At 74.1% G+C, this 14,416-nt stretch carries 14 protein-coding genes; 4 read left to right on the top strand and 10 right to left on the bottom strand.

The window, feature by feature from the left end; translation table 11 throughout:
• The first annotated feature begins 100 nt into the window (after positions 1-100).
• Entirely contained in the window at positions 101-1,975 is a 1,875-nt protein-coding gene (locus ACFVQZ_RS16525) for a phenazine-specific anthranilate synthase (RefSeq protein WP_030493026.1), read from the top strand.
• Between the two features lie 6 nt (positions 1,976-1,981).
• Here the strand turns inward: ACFVQZ_RS16525 and ACFVQZ_RS16520 are convergent, their stop codons facing one another.
• The 4 genes from ACFVQZ_RS16520 to ACFVQZ_RS16505 all read right to left on the bottom strand — a co-directional run bounded on the left by ACFVQZ_RS16520 (position 1,982) and on the right by ACFVQZ_RS16505 (position 5,782).
• Positions 1,982-2,980, bottom strand: coding sequence for a 2-hydroxyacid dehydrogenase (locus ACFVQZ_RS16520; protein ID WP_030497589.1), 999 nt, complete (start codon positions 2,978-2,980; stop codon positions 1,982-1,984).
• A gap of 102 nt (positions 2,981-3,082) precedes the next feature.
• A complete protein-coding gene (locus ACFVQZ_RS16515; RefSeq protein ID WP_030497588.1) occupies positions 3,083-3,730 on the bottom strand; it encodes a response regulator transcription factor in 648 nt (215 codons plus the stop codon).
• 38 nt (positions 3,731-3,768) lie between these two features.
• A complete protein-coding gene (gene macS / locus ACFVQZ_RS16510; protein ID WP_030497587.1) occupies positions 3,769-4,998 on the bottom strand; it encodes a MacS family sensor histidine kinase in 1,230 nt (409 codons plus the stop codon).
• Between the two features lie 37 nt (positions 4,999-5,035).
• On the bottom strand, positions 5,036-5,782 hold the full coding sequence (locus ACFVQZ_RS16505) for a 1-acyl-sn-glycerol-3-phosphate acyltransferase (RefSeq protein WP_030497586.1): 747 nt from the start codon (positions 5,780-5,782) through the stop codon (positions 5,036-5,038).
• 174 nt (positions 5,783-5,956) lie between these two features.
• On the opposite strand from ACFVQZ_RS16505, the gene ACFVQZ_RS16500 reads away from it, so the two are divergent.
• Both ACFVQZ_RS16500 and ACFVQZ_RS16495 read left to right on the top strand, forming a co-directional pair.
• Complete coding sequence (locus ACFVQZ_RS16500) at positions 5,957-6,739, top strand: alpha/beta fold hydrolase (protein ID WP_030497585.1); 783 nt, start codon at positions 5,957-5,959, stop codon at positions 6,737-6,739.
• Entirely contained in the window at positions 6,732-7,436 is a 705-nt protein-coding gene (locus tag ACFVQZ_RS16495) for a hypothetical protein (protein WP_383623072.1), read from the top strand. Before ACFVQZ_RS16500 ends, ACFVQZ_RS16495 begins: the two co-directional genes overlap by 8 nt.
• Positions 7,437-7,442: 6 nt before the next feature.
• Here the strand turns inward: ACFVQZ_RS16495 and ACFVQZ_RS16490 are convergent, their stop codons facing one another.
• From ACFVQZ_RS16490 to ACFVQZ_RS16465, 6 genes are all read right to left on the bottom strand, one after another.
• Entirely contained in the window at positions 7,443-8,201 is a 759-nt protein-coding gene (locus ACFVQZ_RS16490; RefSeq protein WP_030497583.1) for an endonuclease/exonuclease/phosphatase family protein, read from the bottom strand.
• Positions 8,202-8,273: 72 nt separating this feature from the next.
• Positions 8,274-9,215, bottom strand: a complete 942-nt coding sequence (locus tag ACFVQZ_RS16485) for an ROK family glucokinase (protein WP_030497582.1) — start codon at positions 9,213-9,215, stop codon at positions 8,274-8,276.
• 67 nt (positions 9,216-9,282) lie between these two features.
• The gene (locus ACFVQZ_RS16480) at positions 9,283-9,792 is read right to left on the bottom strand and encodes a DUF5304 domain-containing protein (protein WP_383623068.1); all 510 of its coding nucleotides are present in this window, start codon (positions 9,790-9,792) and stop codon (positions 9,283-9,285) included.
• Positions 9,793-9,846: 54 nt separating this feature from the next.
• Positions 9,847-11,010: an ArsA-related P-loop ATPase gene (locus ACFVQZ_RS16475; RefSeq protein WP_030497580.1), complete on the bottom strand. Its 1,164-nt coding sequence runs from the start codon at positions 11,008-11,010 to the stop codon at positions 9,847-9,849.
• A 31-nt stretch (positions 11,011-11,041) separates the two neighbouring features.
• Entirely contained in the window at positions 11,042-11,482 is a 441-nt protein-coding gene (locus tag ACFVQZ_RS16470) for an SRPBCC family protein (protein WP_030497579.1), read from the bottom strand.
• Between the two features lie 90 nt (positions 11,483-11,572).
• Positions 11,573-12,340 (bottom strand): metallophosphoesterase, encoded by a 768-nt coding sequence (locus ACFVQZ_RS16465; RefSeq protein ID WP_383623064.1) that lies wholly within the window; start codon positions 12,338-12,340, stop codon positions 11,573-11,575.
• A 259-nt stretch (positions 12,341-12,599) separates the two neighbouring features.
• On the opposite strand from ACFVQZ_RS16465, the gene ACFVQZ_RS16460 reads away from it, so the two are divergent.
• Positions 12,600-14,396 carry an AMP-dependent synthetase/ligase gene (locus tag ACFVQZ_RS16460; RefSeq protein WP_030497577.1) on the top strand — a complete coding sequence of 599 codons (1,797 nt, stop codon included), beginning with the start codon at positions 12,600-12,602 and terminating at the stop codon, positions 14,394-14,396.
• Positions 14,397-14,416: the final 20 nt, after the last annotated feature.

Genomic DNA, 14,416 nt, shown 5'->3' with positions numbered 1-14,416 from the left:
CTCCGAAGACCACGCGAAGGCCGCCCGAGGGGCGGCCTTTCTCGTTCCCGCGAGGCCGTTCCTCTCCGCTCCCGCCCCGACCGGAAGGAACCCGCACGCCATGAGCTTCGACCTCTCCCGTCTCCTCGACGACTCCGCCCCGCCGTTCGCCCTGCTCCGCCGCCGCACGCCCGGCCGCGACCACGACACCGTCGAGGTGCTGATCGGCGCCGTCCACGAGGCGGAGCGGCTGGCCGACCTGCCGGTGGGCGGGCGGCCGGCGCTCGCGCTGGTGCCGTTCCGGCAGATCCGGGAGCGCGGCTTCGACGTCCGCGACGACGGCACCCCGCTCTCCGTGCTGGTCGCGGAGGAGACGCACGAGCTGCCGCTCGGCGCGGTGCTCGACGCGCTGCCCGCGCACCGGGTCGAGGTGACCGGCGGGGCGTTCGACGTCTCCGACGAGGAGTACGCGGGGATCGTGCGGCGGGTGATCGAGGACGAGATCGGCGCCGGCGAGGGCGCCAACTTCGTCATCCGGCGGACGTACACCGGCGAGATCCCCGGCTTCGGGCGGGCCGACGCGCTGGCGCTGTTCCGGCGGCTGCTGGCGGGCGAGCGGGGCGCGTACTGGACGTTCGTGGTGCACACCGGGGAGCGGGTGCTCGTCGGGGCCAGCCCGGAGGTGCACGTGCGGATGGCGGGCGGGACCGTGGTCATGAACCCGATCAGCGGCACGTACCGCTACCCGGACGGGGAGGCGCCGACCGCCGAGGGGCTGCTCGGCTTCCTCGCCGACCGCAAGGAGACCGAGGAGCTCTCCATGGTGGTCGACGAGGAGCTGAAGATGATGTGCACGGTCGGGGACCGGGGCGGGGTGGTGATCGGGCCCCGGCTGAAGGAGATGGCGCACCTCGCGCACACCGAGTACGAGCTGCGCGGCCGGTCCTCGCTGGACGTGCGGGAGGTGCTGCGCGAGACGATGTTCGCGGCGACCGTGACCGGCTCGCCGGTGCAGAACGCCTGCCGGGTGATCGAGCGCCACGAAGCCGGCGGGCGCGGCTACTACGCGGGGGCGCTGGCCCTGCTCGGCACGGACGGCAGCGGGGCACAGACGCTGGACTCGCCCATCCTCATCCGGACCGCCGACATCGCCCTCGACGGGCGGCTGCGGGTGCCGGTGGGGGCGACCCTGGTGCGGCACTCGGACCCGGCGGGCGAGGTCGCGGAGACGCACGCGAAGGCGGCGGCGGTGCTGGCGGCGCTCGGGGTGCGGGAGGGCCGGCCGGCGGAGGACTCCCCCGCCCGGCCTCGGCTCGCGGACGACCCGCGGGTGCGGGCCGCGCTGGACGCCCGGCGGGCGGACCTGGCGCCGTTCTGGCTGCGGATGCAGAGCCGGTCGGCGGAGCTGACGGGCCACGCCCTGGTGGTCGACGCGGAGGACACCTTCACCGCGATGCTGGCCCATCTGCTGCGCTCCTCGGGGCTGGAGGTGTCGGTGCTGCGGTACGACGAGCCGGGGCTGCGGGAGCTGGCGCTCGCCCACGAGGGGCCGGTGGTGCTCGGACCCGGGCCCGGCGATCCGGCGGACGCGGCCGATCCGAAGATGCGGTTCCTGCGCGGGCTCACCGCCGAGCTGCTGCGGGGCCACCGGCACGGGCTGCTCGGGGTGTGCCTGGGGCACGAGCTGATCGCGGCGGAGCTGGGCCTGGACCTGGTGCGGAAGCGGACCCCGTTCCAGGGCGCGCAGGTGCGGATCGACCTGTTCGGACAGGAGCGGACGGTCGGCTTCTACAACAGCTTCACCGCGCGCTGCGACGAGCGGGAGGCGACGGAGCTGGCGCTGCACCGGATCGAGGTGAGCCGGGACGCGGCGACGGGCGAGGTGCACGCGCTGCGCGGCCCCGGCTTCGCGGGGGTCCAGTTCCACCCGGAGTCGGTGCTGACGCTGGAGGGCGCGGCGGTGACGGCCTCGCTGCTGGCCGGGGTGCTGGTCTAGGAGGTCCTAGGCGGACCGCGGGACCAGGACGTTCTCGCCGCGCCGGCCCGCGGTGTAGTCGAGGACGTTCTGGACCGTGGTGTCGATGATCTGGCCGACGGCGTCCTCGGTGTAGTACGCCTGGTGGCTCGTCACCACCACGTTCGGGAAGGTGACCAGGCGGGCGAGGGTGTCGTCCTCGACGCCCGCGAGGGACTTGTCGAGGAAGAAGAGGCCGGCCTCGGCCTCGTAGACGTCGAGGCCGACGCCGGCGAAGCGGCCGGCGCGCAGTTCGGTGACGAGGGCGTCGGTGTCGATGAGGCCGCCGCGGCTGGAGTTGACCAGCAGGGCGTCGTCCTTCATGGCCTTGAGCGCGGCGGCGTCGAGGAGGTGGTGGGTGGCGGGCAGCAGCGGCACGTGCAGGCTGACGAGGTCGGACTCGGCGAGGAGCCGGTCCTTGTCGACGTACTCCATGCCGAGGGCGGCGCAGGCCGGGTTCTCGGCGACGTCCCAGCCGAGCAGCCGCATGCCGAAGCCGTGGGCGATCCGCGCGAACGCCTCGCCGATCTTGCCGGTGCCGAGGATTCCGGCGGTGCGGCCGCGCAGGTCGCGGCCCATCAGCCCGTCGAGGCGGAAGTCGAAGTCGCGGGTGCGGTTGGAGGCGCGGACGATCCGCCGGTTGACGGCCATGGCGAGCGTCCAGGCGAACTCGGCGACGGAGTACGGCGAGTAGTACGAGACGCGGGCGACGGTGAGGCCCAGGCGCTCGGCGACCTCCAGGTCGATGTTGTTGAAGCCGGTGGAGCGCTGGGCGATCATCTGGGTGCCGCCGGCCGCCAGGGTCTGCAGGACCCGGTGGTCGAGGATGGCGTTGACGCTGGTGGAGATGACCTCGTAGCCGGCCGCGATGGGCGCGGTGTCCTCGGTGAGGAAGACGTCGAGGCAGCGGACGTCGTGGTGTCCGGCGAACGCCTTCTCGATGATCGGCCGCTCGTCCGCCTGCACGCCGAATGCCAGGATCTCCACGCCCGTCCTCCCATTGACGAAAACCGCACGAAAGCCGCACGAAAGCCGCATACGCGCCCGAATATACGGCTCCGTCCGGCCGGCCGCCCGGCGCCCGGCCGGTCAGCCCTCGTCGAGCCCGCGCTCGATCGCGTACCGGACGAGCTCGACGCGGTTGTGCAGCTGGAGCTTGCCCAGGGTGTTCTGGACGTGGTTCTGCACGGTCCGGTGGGAGATGACGAGCCGCTCGGCGATCTGCTTGTAGCTGAGGCCCTTGGCGACCAGCCGCAGCACCTCGGTCTCGCGGTCGGTGAGGCGCGGCGCCTCGGGCTCCCCGGCGCCGGCGGCGGGCGCGGGCTCGGAGGCGAGGCGGCGGTACTCGCCGAGGACCAGGCCGGCCAGGCCCGGGGTGAAGACGGGGTCGCCGGCGGCGGTGCGGCGGACGGCGTCGATCAGCTCCTCGGTGCTGGCCGACTTCAGCAGGTAGCCGGTGGCGCCGGACTTCACGGCCTCCAGGACGTCGGCGTGCTCGCCGCTCGCGGAGAGGACCAGGACCCGCAGCCCCGGCAGGGTGCCGACCAGCTCCTTGCAGACCTGGACGCCCGGCTTGGCGGGCAGGTTCAGGTCCAGGACGAGGACGTCGGGGGCGGCGGCGGGGGCGCGGCGGACGGCCTGCTCGCCGTCGCCGGCGGTGGCGACCACCTCGAAGCCGGACTCGGCCAGGTCGCGGGCGACGGCGTCCCGCCACATGGGGTGGTCGTCGACGACCATCACCCTGATCGGCCGCGGCTCCTGGTGCTGGACCTCGTTCACTGCTCTCCTGCCTTCCCCCGTGCGTCCCGCGCCGGTCGCGGGACCTTCAGTTCGACTTCGGTGCCCTGACCGGGGACCGAGATGAGTTCGGCGGTGCCGCCGAGGTCGCGCAGCCGCCCCCGGATGGAGAGCGCCACGCCCATCCGGCCCTCGCCCTCCGCCTCGGCGAGCCGGCCCTCCGGGATGCCGGGCCCGTCGTCCCGGACGGTGACTATGACCTCGTCGTCCCAGTCCTCGACCAGGATCCACGCGCGCGCGTCCGCGCCCGCGTGCACCCGCACATTGTCCAGGGCGGCGCCGACGGCGGCGGCCAGTTCGCGGGCGGCGGCGGACGGCAGCGGGACGGGCACCCCGGGGTCGGAGAGGGTGACCCGGGCGCCGGCCCGCGGGGCGAGCAGGGTGCGCAGGTCGACGGGGGTGCCGTCGCCGGGCTCGTCGTCGACCTCGACGACCCGGACGACCGCGCCCTCGGACTCGTCCTCGGAGACGTGGCTGGTACGGGTGAGACCGCCGGCGACCAGGGTGCGCAGGGCGACCTCCTGCTCGCCGGCCATCCGGCCGAGCTCGGCGGCCTCCCCGCCGAGCGCGGTGCCGCGCCGCTGCACCATGGCGAGGACCTGGAGGACGCTGTCGTGGATGTCGCGGGCGAGCCGCTCGCGCTCCCGGGTGGCGGCCTCGATCTCCAGGGCGCGGGCGAGGGTGCGCTCGGAGGCACGGGCGACCTCGACGACGTAGCCGATGGCGATGGAGGCCACCCAGACGAGGATCACGTTGTGGACGGTGTCCCGGCTGGGGTGGGCGCGCTCGATGATGTTGGCGACGGCGACGAGGGAGGAGGCGAGGCCGGCCCAGCGCCAGCCGCCCTTGATGGCGTAGGCGAGGACGGAGCCGGCCGTCCATATGGTCGGCAGGGTGGGGCCGTCGACGGACTGGGCGTGGGCGTCGGCGAGCGGGGTGAGGAGGATGCCGGTGAGGGCGAGCGTGAGGTCGGCGACGAGGAAGCGGCGGGTGCAGCTGGCCGCGTTCGCCACCTTGGGGAGGGTGGCGAGGGTCCAGACGCAGAGCACCGCGAGATAGGCGACGGCGATCCAGGGCCGCTCGTAGCGGTCCCGTCCGGTGGCGAAGATCAGCACCGCGTACACCATCGTCAGGACGCGGTAGCCGGTCAGCGCCCGCCACAGCGGCTGCTCGACCGACATGCGCACGACACGCTCGCGCTTGGCCATCTCCCCCACCCCCCGCCGGCGCCCCTCGACGGGAGCGTCAGGCGCCGGACTCTTCCCGTGCGGCGATCTCCGCCTTCACGGCCTCCTTGGCGGCCTTCTCGGCCTCCGCGATCTGCCGCTTGGCGGCGGTCGCGTAGATGTCGACGTACTCCTGCCCGGAGAGCTTCATGATCTCGTACATGACCTCGTCGGTCACCGAGCGCAGGATGAAGCGGTCGCCGTCCATGCCCTGGTAGCGGGAGAAGTCCAGCGGCTTGCCGATCCGGATCCCGGGGCGCATCAGCTTCGGGACGATCTTGCCGGGCGGCTGGATCTTCTCGGTGTCGATCATGGCGACGGGGATCACGGGGGCGCCGGTGGCGAGCGCCACCCGGGCGAGGCCGCCGGGCTTGCCGCGGTAGAGCCGGCCGTCGGGCGAGCGGGTGCCCTCGGGGTAGATGCCGAAGAGGCCGCCGCCCTCGATGACCTCGATGCCCGCCTTGATGGCGGCCTCGCCGGCGCCGCGGGCGCCCGAGCGGTCCACCGGGAGCTGGCCGACGCCCTTGAAGAAGGCGGCGGTCAGCCGGCCCTTCACGCCGGGCGTGGTGAAGTACTCGGCCTTGGCGATGAAGGTGACCTTGCGGTCGAGCACCGCGGGCAGGAAGAAGGAGTCCGAGAAGGACAGGTGGTTGCTGGCGAGGATCGCCGGACCCTCGGCGGGGATGTTCTCCAAGCCCTCCACCCAGGGCCGGAAGGCCAGCTTCAGGGAGCCTCCGATGGAGAACTTCATCGCGCCGTAGATCAACTCGCCATGCCTTCCGTGTGCCGTCGTGACGACTTTATCCCGTACCGGCGCACCGGCCCCGCTGCGGCCCTGGTCGGGTGTCGGTCCGGTCGCGTACCGTGAAGGTCCTTTCCCCCATCGCCGTACGGCTCGGGCGCCCGGCGCGCCGGAGCCGCGACCGAACAGGAGACCCCGGTGCCGGTCCTTCCCGGAGCCGAGCCGTACCGCCGCGAGGGCGGCGAGGTCGGCGTCCTTCTCTGTCACGGATTCACCGGTTCCCCGCAGTCGATGCGTCCGTGGGCCGAGTACCTGGCGGACCGCGGCCTCACGGTGTCGGTGCCGCTGCTGCCCGGCCACGGCACCCGCTGGCAGGACATGCAGCTGACCACGTGGCACGACTGGTACGCGGAGGTGGACCGGGCGCTGCGGGAGCTGACCGCGCGCTGCTCGGCCGTCTTCGTCTTCGGCCTGTCCATGGGCGGGGCGCTGACCCTGCGGCTCGCCGCGAAGCACGGCGACGCGGTGCGGGGCGTCGTCCTCGTCAACCCGGGCAACAAGGTGCACGGTGTCGCCGCGCACGCCCTGCCGGTGGTGCGGCACCTGGTGCCGACGACGCGGGGCATCGCCAGCGACATCGCGAAGGAGGGCGTGACCGAGGTCGGCTACACCCGGGTGCCGCTGCACGCGGCGCACTCGCTGCGGCGGTTCTTCCGGCAGGTGGACGCGGAGCTGCCGCAGGTCACCCAGCCCCTCCTGCTGCTGCGCAGCCCGCGGGACCACGTGGTGCCGCCGGCCGACTCGGCGCGGATCCTCGGCCGGGTCTCCTCCACGGACGTGAAGGAGGTCCTGCTGGAACAGAGCTACCACGTGGCGACGTTGGACCATGACGCGGAGAGGATCTTCGAGGAGAGTCTGGCGTTCGTCGAGCGTCTCGCCCCGGAGCTCGTGGGCGGGAAGGGGAGCAGGAGCGGTGGCTGACCAGCAGGACGGCGGCGAGCGGGAGCCGCAGCCCATCGACGAGGAGGCGGCGTGGGCCGCGATCGTCGCCGGGTACGGCGAGGAGCCCGCGGATCCGCCGGGGACGCGGCCGTTCCGGCCGATCGAGAACCTGAGGCTGCCGGAGCCGGAGGAGCTGGACGCCCGCGAGGCCGGGTCCGCCTCGGGCGGGGACGTGCCGAAGCCGGACAAGCCGAAGCAGGACGGGCCGAAGCAGGACGGGCCGCGGCGGGAGGCGCCGCAGCGGGAGACGCCGTCGCCGCTCGCGCCGGAGCCGGAGCCGGGCCCCGACTCGGGTGACGAGGGGGACGAGAAGCCCGCGCTGGGCAGTTCGGTCGTCTTCGCGCCCGGGGTGCGGGTCGGCGGGCCGCGCGACTACAGCCTGGCGGAGCCGGAGCCGGGCGGCGACGGGGACGACGGCGAGGGGCACTTCGTGCCGCCGGAGCCGCCGCCGCTGCCGGAGGCGGACACCACCACCAAGTTCGCCTGGCTGGCGGTGGTCGGCGGTCCGGTCCTGATGCTGGTCGCCGTGCTGCTCCGGTGGGACATGACGTGGTGGCTGACCACCCTGTGCGTCGGCGGCTTCCTGGGCGGTTTCGTGACGCTTGTGGCCCGGATGAAGGGCGACGACGAGGACGGCGACGGGTACGACGACCCGGGCCGCGGCGCGGTGGTGTGACCCGGCTCAGGCGGCGGGCGCGCGGAGCCTGACCGCCGCCAGCACCGGCAGGTGGTCGGTGGCGGCGGCCAGGTCCGCGGGGTCCGGTTCGGCGGGCACGCCGCAGCCGAGGAACTCGACGCCGTCCGTGGCCAGGACGGCGTCGACGCGTGCGCGGGGACCGGCGGCGGGGAAGGTGTGCTCGCCGCCCCGGGGGGTCGCCTCCCAGCCGTCGCGGAGACTCTTGGCGAGCCGGGTGAAGGCGGGGCCGCCGGGGCGCTCGTTGAGGTCGCCGGCGACGATCGTGTACGGGGTGTCCAGCGCGGCGACCCGGTCGAGGACCAGGCCGGCCTGGGCGTACCGCTCGTCCTCGCGCAGGCTCAGATGGCAGCTGACGAGGCCGAGCCGGACGGCGCCGAAACGGACGACGGCGGTGGCGAGGCCGCGCCGGTGCAGGCCGGGGGTGAGCGGCAGGAGCACGTCCTCGGTGCGTTCGACGGTGGCCCGCAGCGAGCAGAGCAGCAGCGGCCCGGCGGCGGTGGCGCCGCCGGAGAGCACGACCAGTTCGCTCTTGGCGGCGAGCCGGGCGGCGTGCTTGCGCCAGCGGAAGAAGCGCGGCGCCTCCTGGGCGAGGACGACGTCGGGCGCGCAGGCGCGGATCACCCGGGCGAGGGCGTCCTCGTCGTCGCGCATCGAGCGGAGGTTGTAGCTGAGGATCCGGACCACGGCCGAGCCGTCGGGCTCGGTACGGGAGGCGGGCAGCGCGCCGGTCGCGTCGAGGGCCATCCGCCCACCATAGGCGGGATGCCCGCCCCGCCCCAGGGGGCGCGGCGGGCATCGGCCCGGACGGTGCGGAGGTCAGCCCTGGCGGGCGAGGTCCGCGGCGCCGACCAGGCCGGCCTTGTTGCCGAGCTGGGCGGCGAGGACCTGGGCGTGCGGGCGGTAGCGCCCGCCGATCAGCCAGCGCCGGAAGGACTTCCGGATGGGGTCGAGGACGAGTTCGCCCTCGTCGGAGACGCCGCCGCCGACGATGAAGGCGGACGGGTCGAAGAGCGAGGCGAGGTCGGCGAGGCCGGCGCCGGCCCAGCGGGCCAGCTCGCGGAAGGAGTCGATGGCGACCGGGTCCCCGGCGCGGGCGGCCTCGCTGACGTGCTTGCCCTGGACGCCCTCGGGGGTGCCGTCGCCGAGCGACAGGAGGACCTCGGCGTTCTCGGGGGTGGCGGCGGCGCGCTGCCGGGCGTACCGGACGAGGGCGCGGCCGGAGGCGTACTGCTCCCAGCAGCCCTGGCTGCCGCAGCCGCACAGCAGGCCGTCGGGGACGACCCGGATGTGGCCGAACTCGGCGGCGACGCCGAAGCGTCCGCGGCGCAGCTTGTTGCCGATGATGATGCCGCCGCCGAGGCCGGTGCCGAGGGTGATGCAGATGACGTCCTCGTGGCCCTGGCCGGCGCCGAAGCGGTACTCGCCCCAGGCGGCGGCGTTGGCGTCGTTCTCGACGACGACGGGCAGGCCGACGCGCTGCTCGACCTTGTCCTTGAGCGGCTCGTGCCGCCAGTCGATGTTCGGCGCGAAGAGGACAGTGGCGCGCTTGTCGTCGACGTATCCGGCCGCGCCGATGCCGACGGCCTCGATCTGGTGGCCCTTGCCGGCCTCGGAGACGGCCGCGCAGATGGCGTCGACGATGCCTTCGGGGGTCGGCGGGGTGGGCACCGTGTGCGTGTCGAGGATGCTGCCCTCCTCGTCGACCACGCCGGCCGCGATCTTCGTGCCGCCGATGTCGACGCCGATGGTGAGTCCCATGAAGTCCCTCAGTATTCGGTCGAGCCCCGCTAGGGCCCACCGTACCCGAGGGGAGGGGCCGTCCTGATCAGTCCAGGTCGATGGGGCGGCCGGTGACGGGGCCGTCGCCGTCGTCCTCGTGGTCGTCGGCGCCGGTCTCGCGGGGGGTGCCGGAGGCGCGGCGGGGGTCGTCCTCGTCGAGGCCCGCGCCCGGTCCGGGGCCCCGGGTCCAGCGGGTCTCGTGGCCTTCGACGGCCGAGCGGTAGGCGGCGAGGAGTTCGCCGCCGGCGGCGGCGAGGTGGTCGAAGACCTGCGGGTTGCGCTCGATGACGGGCTCGACGACGGCCTTCGCCTGGTTGACGAGTCCCTTGACGGTCTCGGCGGCCTGGGCGGCGGCTCCGGCGGCCTGCTGCCCGCCGAACAGCGGGGCGGCGGCGCCGAGTCCGCCGGTCAGCTTCTCGGCGACGGCCTCGAAGAGCCGGCGGAACTCCTCGGCGGGCGAGCCGGGTTCCTGGCCGTGCTCGGCGCGGCGGCGGGCCTTCTCCGCCGCCAGGTCCTCGGCGCACGCCTCGGCCCAGGGGTCGTGGTCGCTGCTCATGGCGCTCTCCTCCGTCGCTTCCCTTCCTCCGACGGTACACGCCGGGGGCGCCGGTCAGGAGGGCTCGGGCCAGAGTCCGGGGTCGGGGGCGAAGCGGATGGCGAGGTCGCCGTCGACGAGGCCGGCGCCGGTGACGGTGCAGCGGCGCAGGGCGGGCGGCAGGGGCAGGGCGCGGCGGAAGGGGCCCGCGCCGAGGAGGAGTTCGTCACCCCTGCGGACGAGGGAGAGTTCCGCCTTGACGGCGCCGGGCAGCGGGAGGTGCCAGACGAGGACGCCGTCCTCGGCGCGCCGGTCCTCGACGGTCGGCGCGGGCGCGGGGACGGGCGGCAGGCCGGGGCGTACGGCGGCGAGCGGGGCGAGGTCCTCGGGTCCGCGCGGGTCGCGGCCGAGGTGGGGCAGTTCGTGCAGGAGGTCGCCGGCCTCGGCGCGGAGGGTCTCCAGGTGCCGGTGCTGCTGGGTGGTGAGGGCGGTGAGCCAGGGGTCGTCGGAGGCGGCGGGGAGCAGCCGGTTGGCGATCACGGCGTCGAGGGCGAGGCCCTGGACGGCGAGGCCGAGGCGGGCGTCGCGGAGGGTGGCGGCGGCGGCCGGGCCGGGTTCGAGGACGAGCCGGACGGTGGTGGCGGGGGCCTCCAGGGCGGTCTGGACGGCGGCGAGCTCCCGCTCCCAGCGGGCGGTGGTGTCGTACAGCCACTGGGCGGGCATCGGGACGCCGGCGAGCTGGGCGAGCATCGGGCGGAGCGCGCGGGCGGCCTGCCGTTCGGGCGGCAGCAGGCGGCGCAGGTAGCGGCGGAGCTGGGCGGGGAGGGCGAGGACGGCCAGGGCCTCGTGGAGCGGCGGCAGGTCGACGACGGCGAGGTCGTGGTCGCCGGCGGCGGCCTCGCGGACGGCGCGGAGCAGGGCGAACTCGCGGCTGCCGGGCGGCTCGGTGAGTTCGGCGTCCTCGAAGGGGGTGGCGCCGAGGAGGTCGAGGACGGTCCCGGAGCGGTCCTGGAGGGCGAGGAGTTCGCGCCGGAAGTCGCCGGCGGGGTCGGGCCGCAGGACGGTGAGGGTGCCGGGCCCGGCGGCGGCCGCGGCGGACTCGGGGCCGGGGTGCTCCGGGCCGGCGCCGGCCGGGACGAGCAGCACGCGGCGGCCGGCGCGGGCCTCGGCGAGGGCGGTGGCCGTGGCGATGGTGGTGCGCCCGGCGCCGCCGGTTCCGGTGACGAGGATGATCCGCATGCGGGTGACGCTATCGCGGCCCCGCGGGGGCTCAGGCGCCGGATTCGACGCGCTTCTTCAGGCCGGCGAGGGCGCGGTCGATGATGACCTTCTCGGCCTTGCGCTTGATCATGCCGAGCATGGGGATCTTGACGTCGACGGTGAGCTGGTAGGTGACCTCGGTGCGGTCGCCGGCGAGCGGGGTGAGCCGGTAGGAGCCGTCGAGGGAGCGCAGCATCTGGGACTTGACCAGGGTCCAGCTGACCTCGTGGGCGCCGGTCCAGGTGTAGGCGAGGGTGTGGTCGTCCTTGATGGCGCCGGCGTCGAGGACGAGCCGGACCTTCTCGGCGCGGCCGGCGTCGTCGGTGGACAGCACCTCGGCCTGGGTGACCTCACCGGTCCAGTCGGGGTAGCGGGCGAAGTCGGCGATCACGCCCATGACGTCGGCCGGCGCCGCCTCGATGGTGATGCTCGAGCTGGTGTGTTCGGCCATCGCGGTGGCTCCTCCACTGTGCGGTCCGGCGGACGTACCAAGGGCACACACGTGCCGACGGAAGGCTATCGCGCCCCCGCGGCCGCCCCGTCACCACTCCAGGGCGAAGGGGCGGCCGGTGGCCGCGAAGTGCCCGACGTTGACGCATTCGGTGGCGCCGATCCGCATCCGGCGGGCGAGCGGCTGGTGGACGTGGCCGAAGAGCGCGTAGCGGGGGCGGGTGCGGTGGAGGGCGTCGAGGAGGGCGCGGCTGCCGCGTTCGAAGCGGCGGGCGACGGTGTCGTAGGTGAGGTCGGGGACGTCGGGCGGGATGTGGGAGCAGAGGACGTCGACCTCGCCGAGGGCCTCGACCTTGGCGGCGTACTCCTCGTCGGAGATCTCGTAGGGGGTCCGCATGGGGGTGCGCAGGCCGCCGCCGACGAAGCCGAACACGAGGCCGCCGAGCTCGATCCGCTGCCCGTCGAGGACGGTGGTGCCGGGGCGGGCGTACTCGGGCCAGAGGGCGGGGATGTCGACGTTGCCGTAGGTGGCGTAGGTGGGGGTGGGGAAGGCGGCGAAGAGTTCGGCGTACTGGCGGCGGACGGCGGCCTCGATGGCGGTGTCGCGGTCCGTGTCCAGCCCGTCCCACAGGCGGCGGGCGAGGTCGCGGGCCTCGTCGAAGCGGCGGGCGGTGCGCAGCTCGACGATCAGGTCGGCGTTGGCCGTGCCGAAGAGGTCGGGGAAGATGCCCCGGCTGTGGTCGGCGTAGTCGAGGAACAGGACCAGGTCGCCAAGGCATATGAGGGCGTCGGCGCCGTCGCCGGCCCGGGCGAGGGCGCCGGTGTTGCCGTGCACGTCGCTGACCACGTGGACTCGCATGGGCCCCACCTTAGGGGGTCGGACCTGCGGTTACTTGGGAGTCGGGAAAGCTGTGGATTACTGTGCGGAGAGCAGCGTCACGCCGGTGTGACGCACGGAACATCTGGCCGGGACCCCCTATCGGGAACCACGTACTGGTGGGTAACGTCCGGGCAGTCCACAGTCGTGCTCACCCCCACCGAGCACCTGCCCGATCATGGACCGCACTGGTGCATCCACACAGAGCCGTGGCACCGGAGCCCGATGAGGAGCAGCAGTCTTGCGCGAGTTCAGCCTTCCGGCCCTGTACGAGGTCCCTTCGGACGGCAACCTGACGGATCTCATCCGCCGCAACGCCTCCCAGCACCCAGACGTCGCCGTGATGAGCCGCAAGGCGGGCGACGGGTGGACCGACGTCACGGCCAGGGACTTCCTCGCCGAGGTGCGCGGCGTCGCCAAGGGCCTGATCGCCGCCGGGGTCGAGGTGGGCGACCGCGTCGCGCTGCTCTCCCGCACCCGGTACGAGTGGGTGCTCCTCGACTTCGCGATCTGGAGCGCGGGCGGCGTCACCGTGCCGGTGTACGAGACCAGCTCGCCGGAGCAGATCCAGTGGATCCTCGGCGACTCGGGCGCCACCCTGGCGATCGTGGAGACCGCGGCGCACCAGGCGTCCGTGGAGTCCGTGCGCGCGGGGCTGCCCGCGCTCAAGGGCGTCCGGCAGATCGAGGACGGCGCGGTCGCGCGGCTGACCGAGACCGGCGCGGAGGTCTCCGACGAGACGCTGGACGCGCGGATGTCGGCGGCGACCGCGGACGACCCGGCGACCATCGTCTACACCTCGGGCACGACGGGCCGCCCCAAGGGCTGCGTGCTGACCCACCGGGCGTTCTTCGCCGAGTGCGGCAACGTGGTGGAGCGCCTGAAGCCGCTCTTCCGCACCGGGCACTCCTCGGTGCTGCTCTTCCTCCCGGCCGCGCACGTCTTCGGCCGGCTGATCGAGGTGGCGTCGGTGATGGCCCCGATCCGGCTGGGCTGCCTCCCCGACATCAAGACCCTCACCGACGAGCTGGCGTCCTTCCGCCCGACGCTGATCCTGGGCGTGCCGCGGGTCTTCGAGAAGGTCTACAACTCGGCGCGGGCCAAGGCGCAGGCGGACGGCAAGGGCAAGATCTTCGACAAGGCGGCGCACACGGCGATCGCCTACAGCCGCGCGCTGGCCACCCCGCAGGGCCCGTCGCTGGGCCTGCGGCTCAAGCACAAGCTGTTCGACAAGCTGGTCTTCTCGAAGCTGCGGGCGGTGCTCGGCGGCCGGGGCGAGTACGCGATCTCCGGCGGCGCGCCGCTGGGCGAGCGGCTCGGCCACTTCTTCCGCGGCATCGGCTTCACCGTCCTGGAGGGCTACGGCCTGACGGAGTCGTGCGCGGCGACCGCCTTCAACCCGTGGGACCGGCCGAAGATCGGCACGGTCGGGCAGCCGCTGCCGGGGTCGGTGGTGCGGATCGCGGACGACGGCGAGGTGCTGCTGCACGGCGAGCACATCTTCACCGGCTACTGGAACAACGAGGCGGCGACGGCCGAGGCGCTGGCGGACGGCTGGTTCCACACCGGTGACATCGGCACCCTCGACGAGGACGGCTACCTCGCGATCACCGGCCGGAAGAAGGAGATCCTGGTGACGGCGGGCGGCAAGAACGTCGCCCCGGCGGTCATCGAGGACCGGATCCGCGCCCACGCCCTGGTGGCGGAGTGCATGGTGGTCGGCGACGGGCGTCCTTTCGTCGGCGCGCTGGTCACCCTGGACGAGGAGTTCCTGGGCCGCTGGGCGAGCGAGCACGGCAAGCCGGCCGGCGCCGGCGCCGCCGTGCTGCGCGACGACCCGGAGCTGCTGGCCGAGGTGCAGCGGGCGATCGACGACGGGAACGCGGCCGTGTCCAAGGCCGAGTCGGTCCGCAAGTTCCGGATCCTGGCCTCCCAGTTCACCGAGGAGGCGGGCCACATCACCCCGTCGCTGAAGCTGAAGCGGAACGTGGTGGCGAAGGACTTCGCGGACGAGATCGAGGCGATCTACGCCAAGTAGGGCGGACTGAGGGGCCCGGC

The sequence above is a fragment of the Streptomyces sp. NPDC057854 genome (genome assembly GCF_042797055.1).
In the GTDB taxonomy this organism is placed as follows: Bacteria; Actinomycetota; Actinomycetes; order Streptomycetales; family Streptomycetaceae; genus Streptomyces.
Note: the sequence above shows the minus strand (reverse complement) of the source record. Positions and strands in the feature narration are given on the sequence as shown.

Coding starts and splice junctions, on each gene's coding strand:
- ACFVQZ_RS16515 (WP_030497588.1), bottom strand. CDS start 3,730: ATGGTCGTCGACGACCACCCCATGTGGCGGGACGCCGTCGCCCGCGAC.
- ACFVQZ_RS16465 (WP_383623064.1), bottom strand. CDS start 12,340: ATGCGAGTCCACGTGGTCAGCGACGTGCACGGCAACACCGGCGCCCTC.
- ACFVQZ_RS16490 (WP_030497583.1), bottom strand. CDS start 8,201: ATGGCCCTCGACGCGACCGGCGCGCTGCCCGCCTCCCGTACCGAGCCC.
- ACFVQZ_RS16485 (WP_030497582.1), bottom strand. CDS start 9,215: ATGGGACTCACCATCGGCGTCGACATCGGCGGCACGAAGATCGCGGCC.
- ACFVQZ_RS16475 (WP_030497580.1), bottom strand. CDS start 11,010: ATGCGGATCATCCTCGTCACCGGAACCGGCGGCGCCGGGCGCACCACC.
- macS (WP_030497587.1), bottom strand. CDS start 4,998: ATGGCCAAGCGCGAGCGTGTCGTGCGCATGTCGGTCGAGCAGCCGCTG.
- ACFVQZ_RS16470 (WP_030497579.1), bottom strand. CDS start 11,482: ATGGCCGAACACACCAGCTCGAGCATCACCATCGAGGCGGCGCCGGCC.
- ACFVQZ_RS16525 (WP_030493026.1), top strand. CDS start 101: ATGAGCTTCGACCTCTCCCGTCTCCTCGACGACTCCGCCCCGCCGTTC.
- ACFVQZ_RS16480 (WP_383623068.1), bottom strand. CDS start 9,792: ATGAGCAGCGACCACGACCCCTGGGCCGAGGCGTGCGCCGAGGACCTG.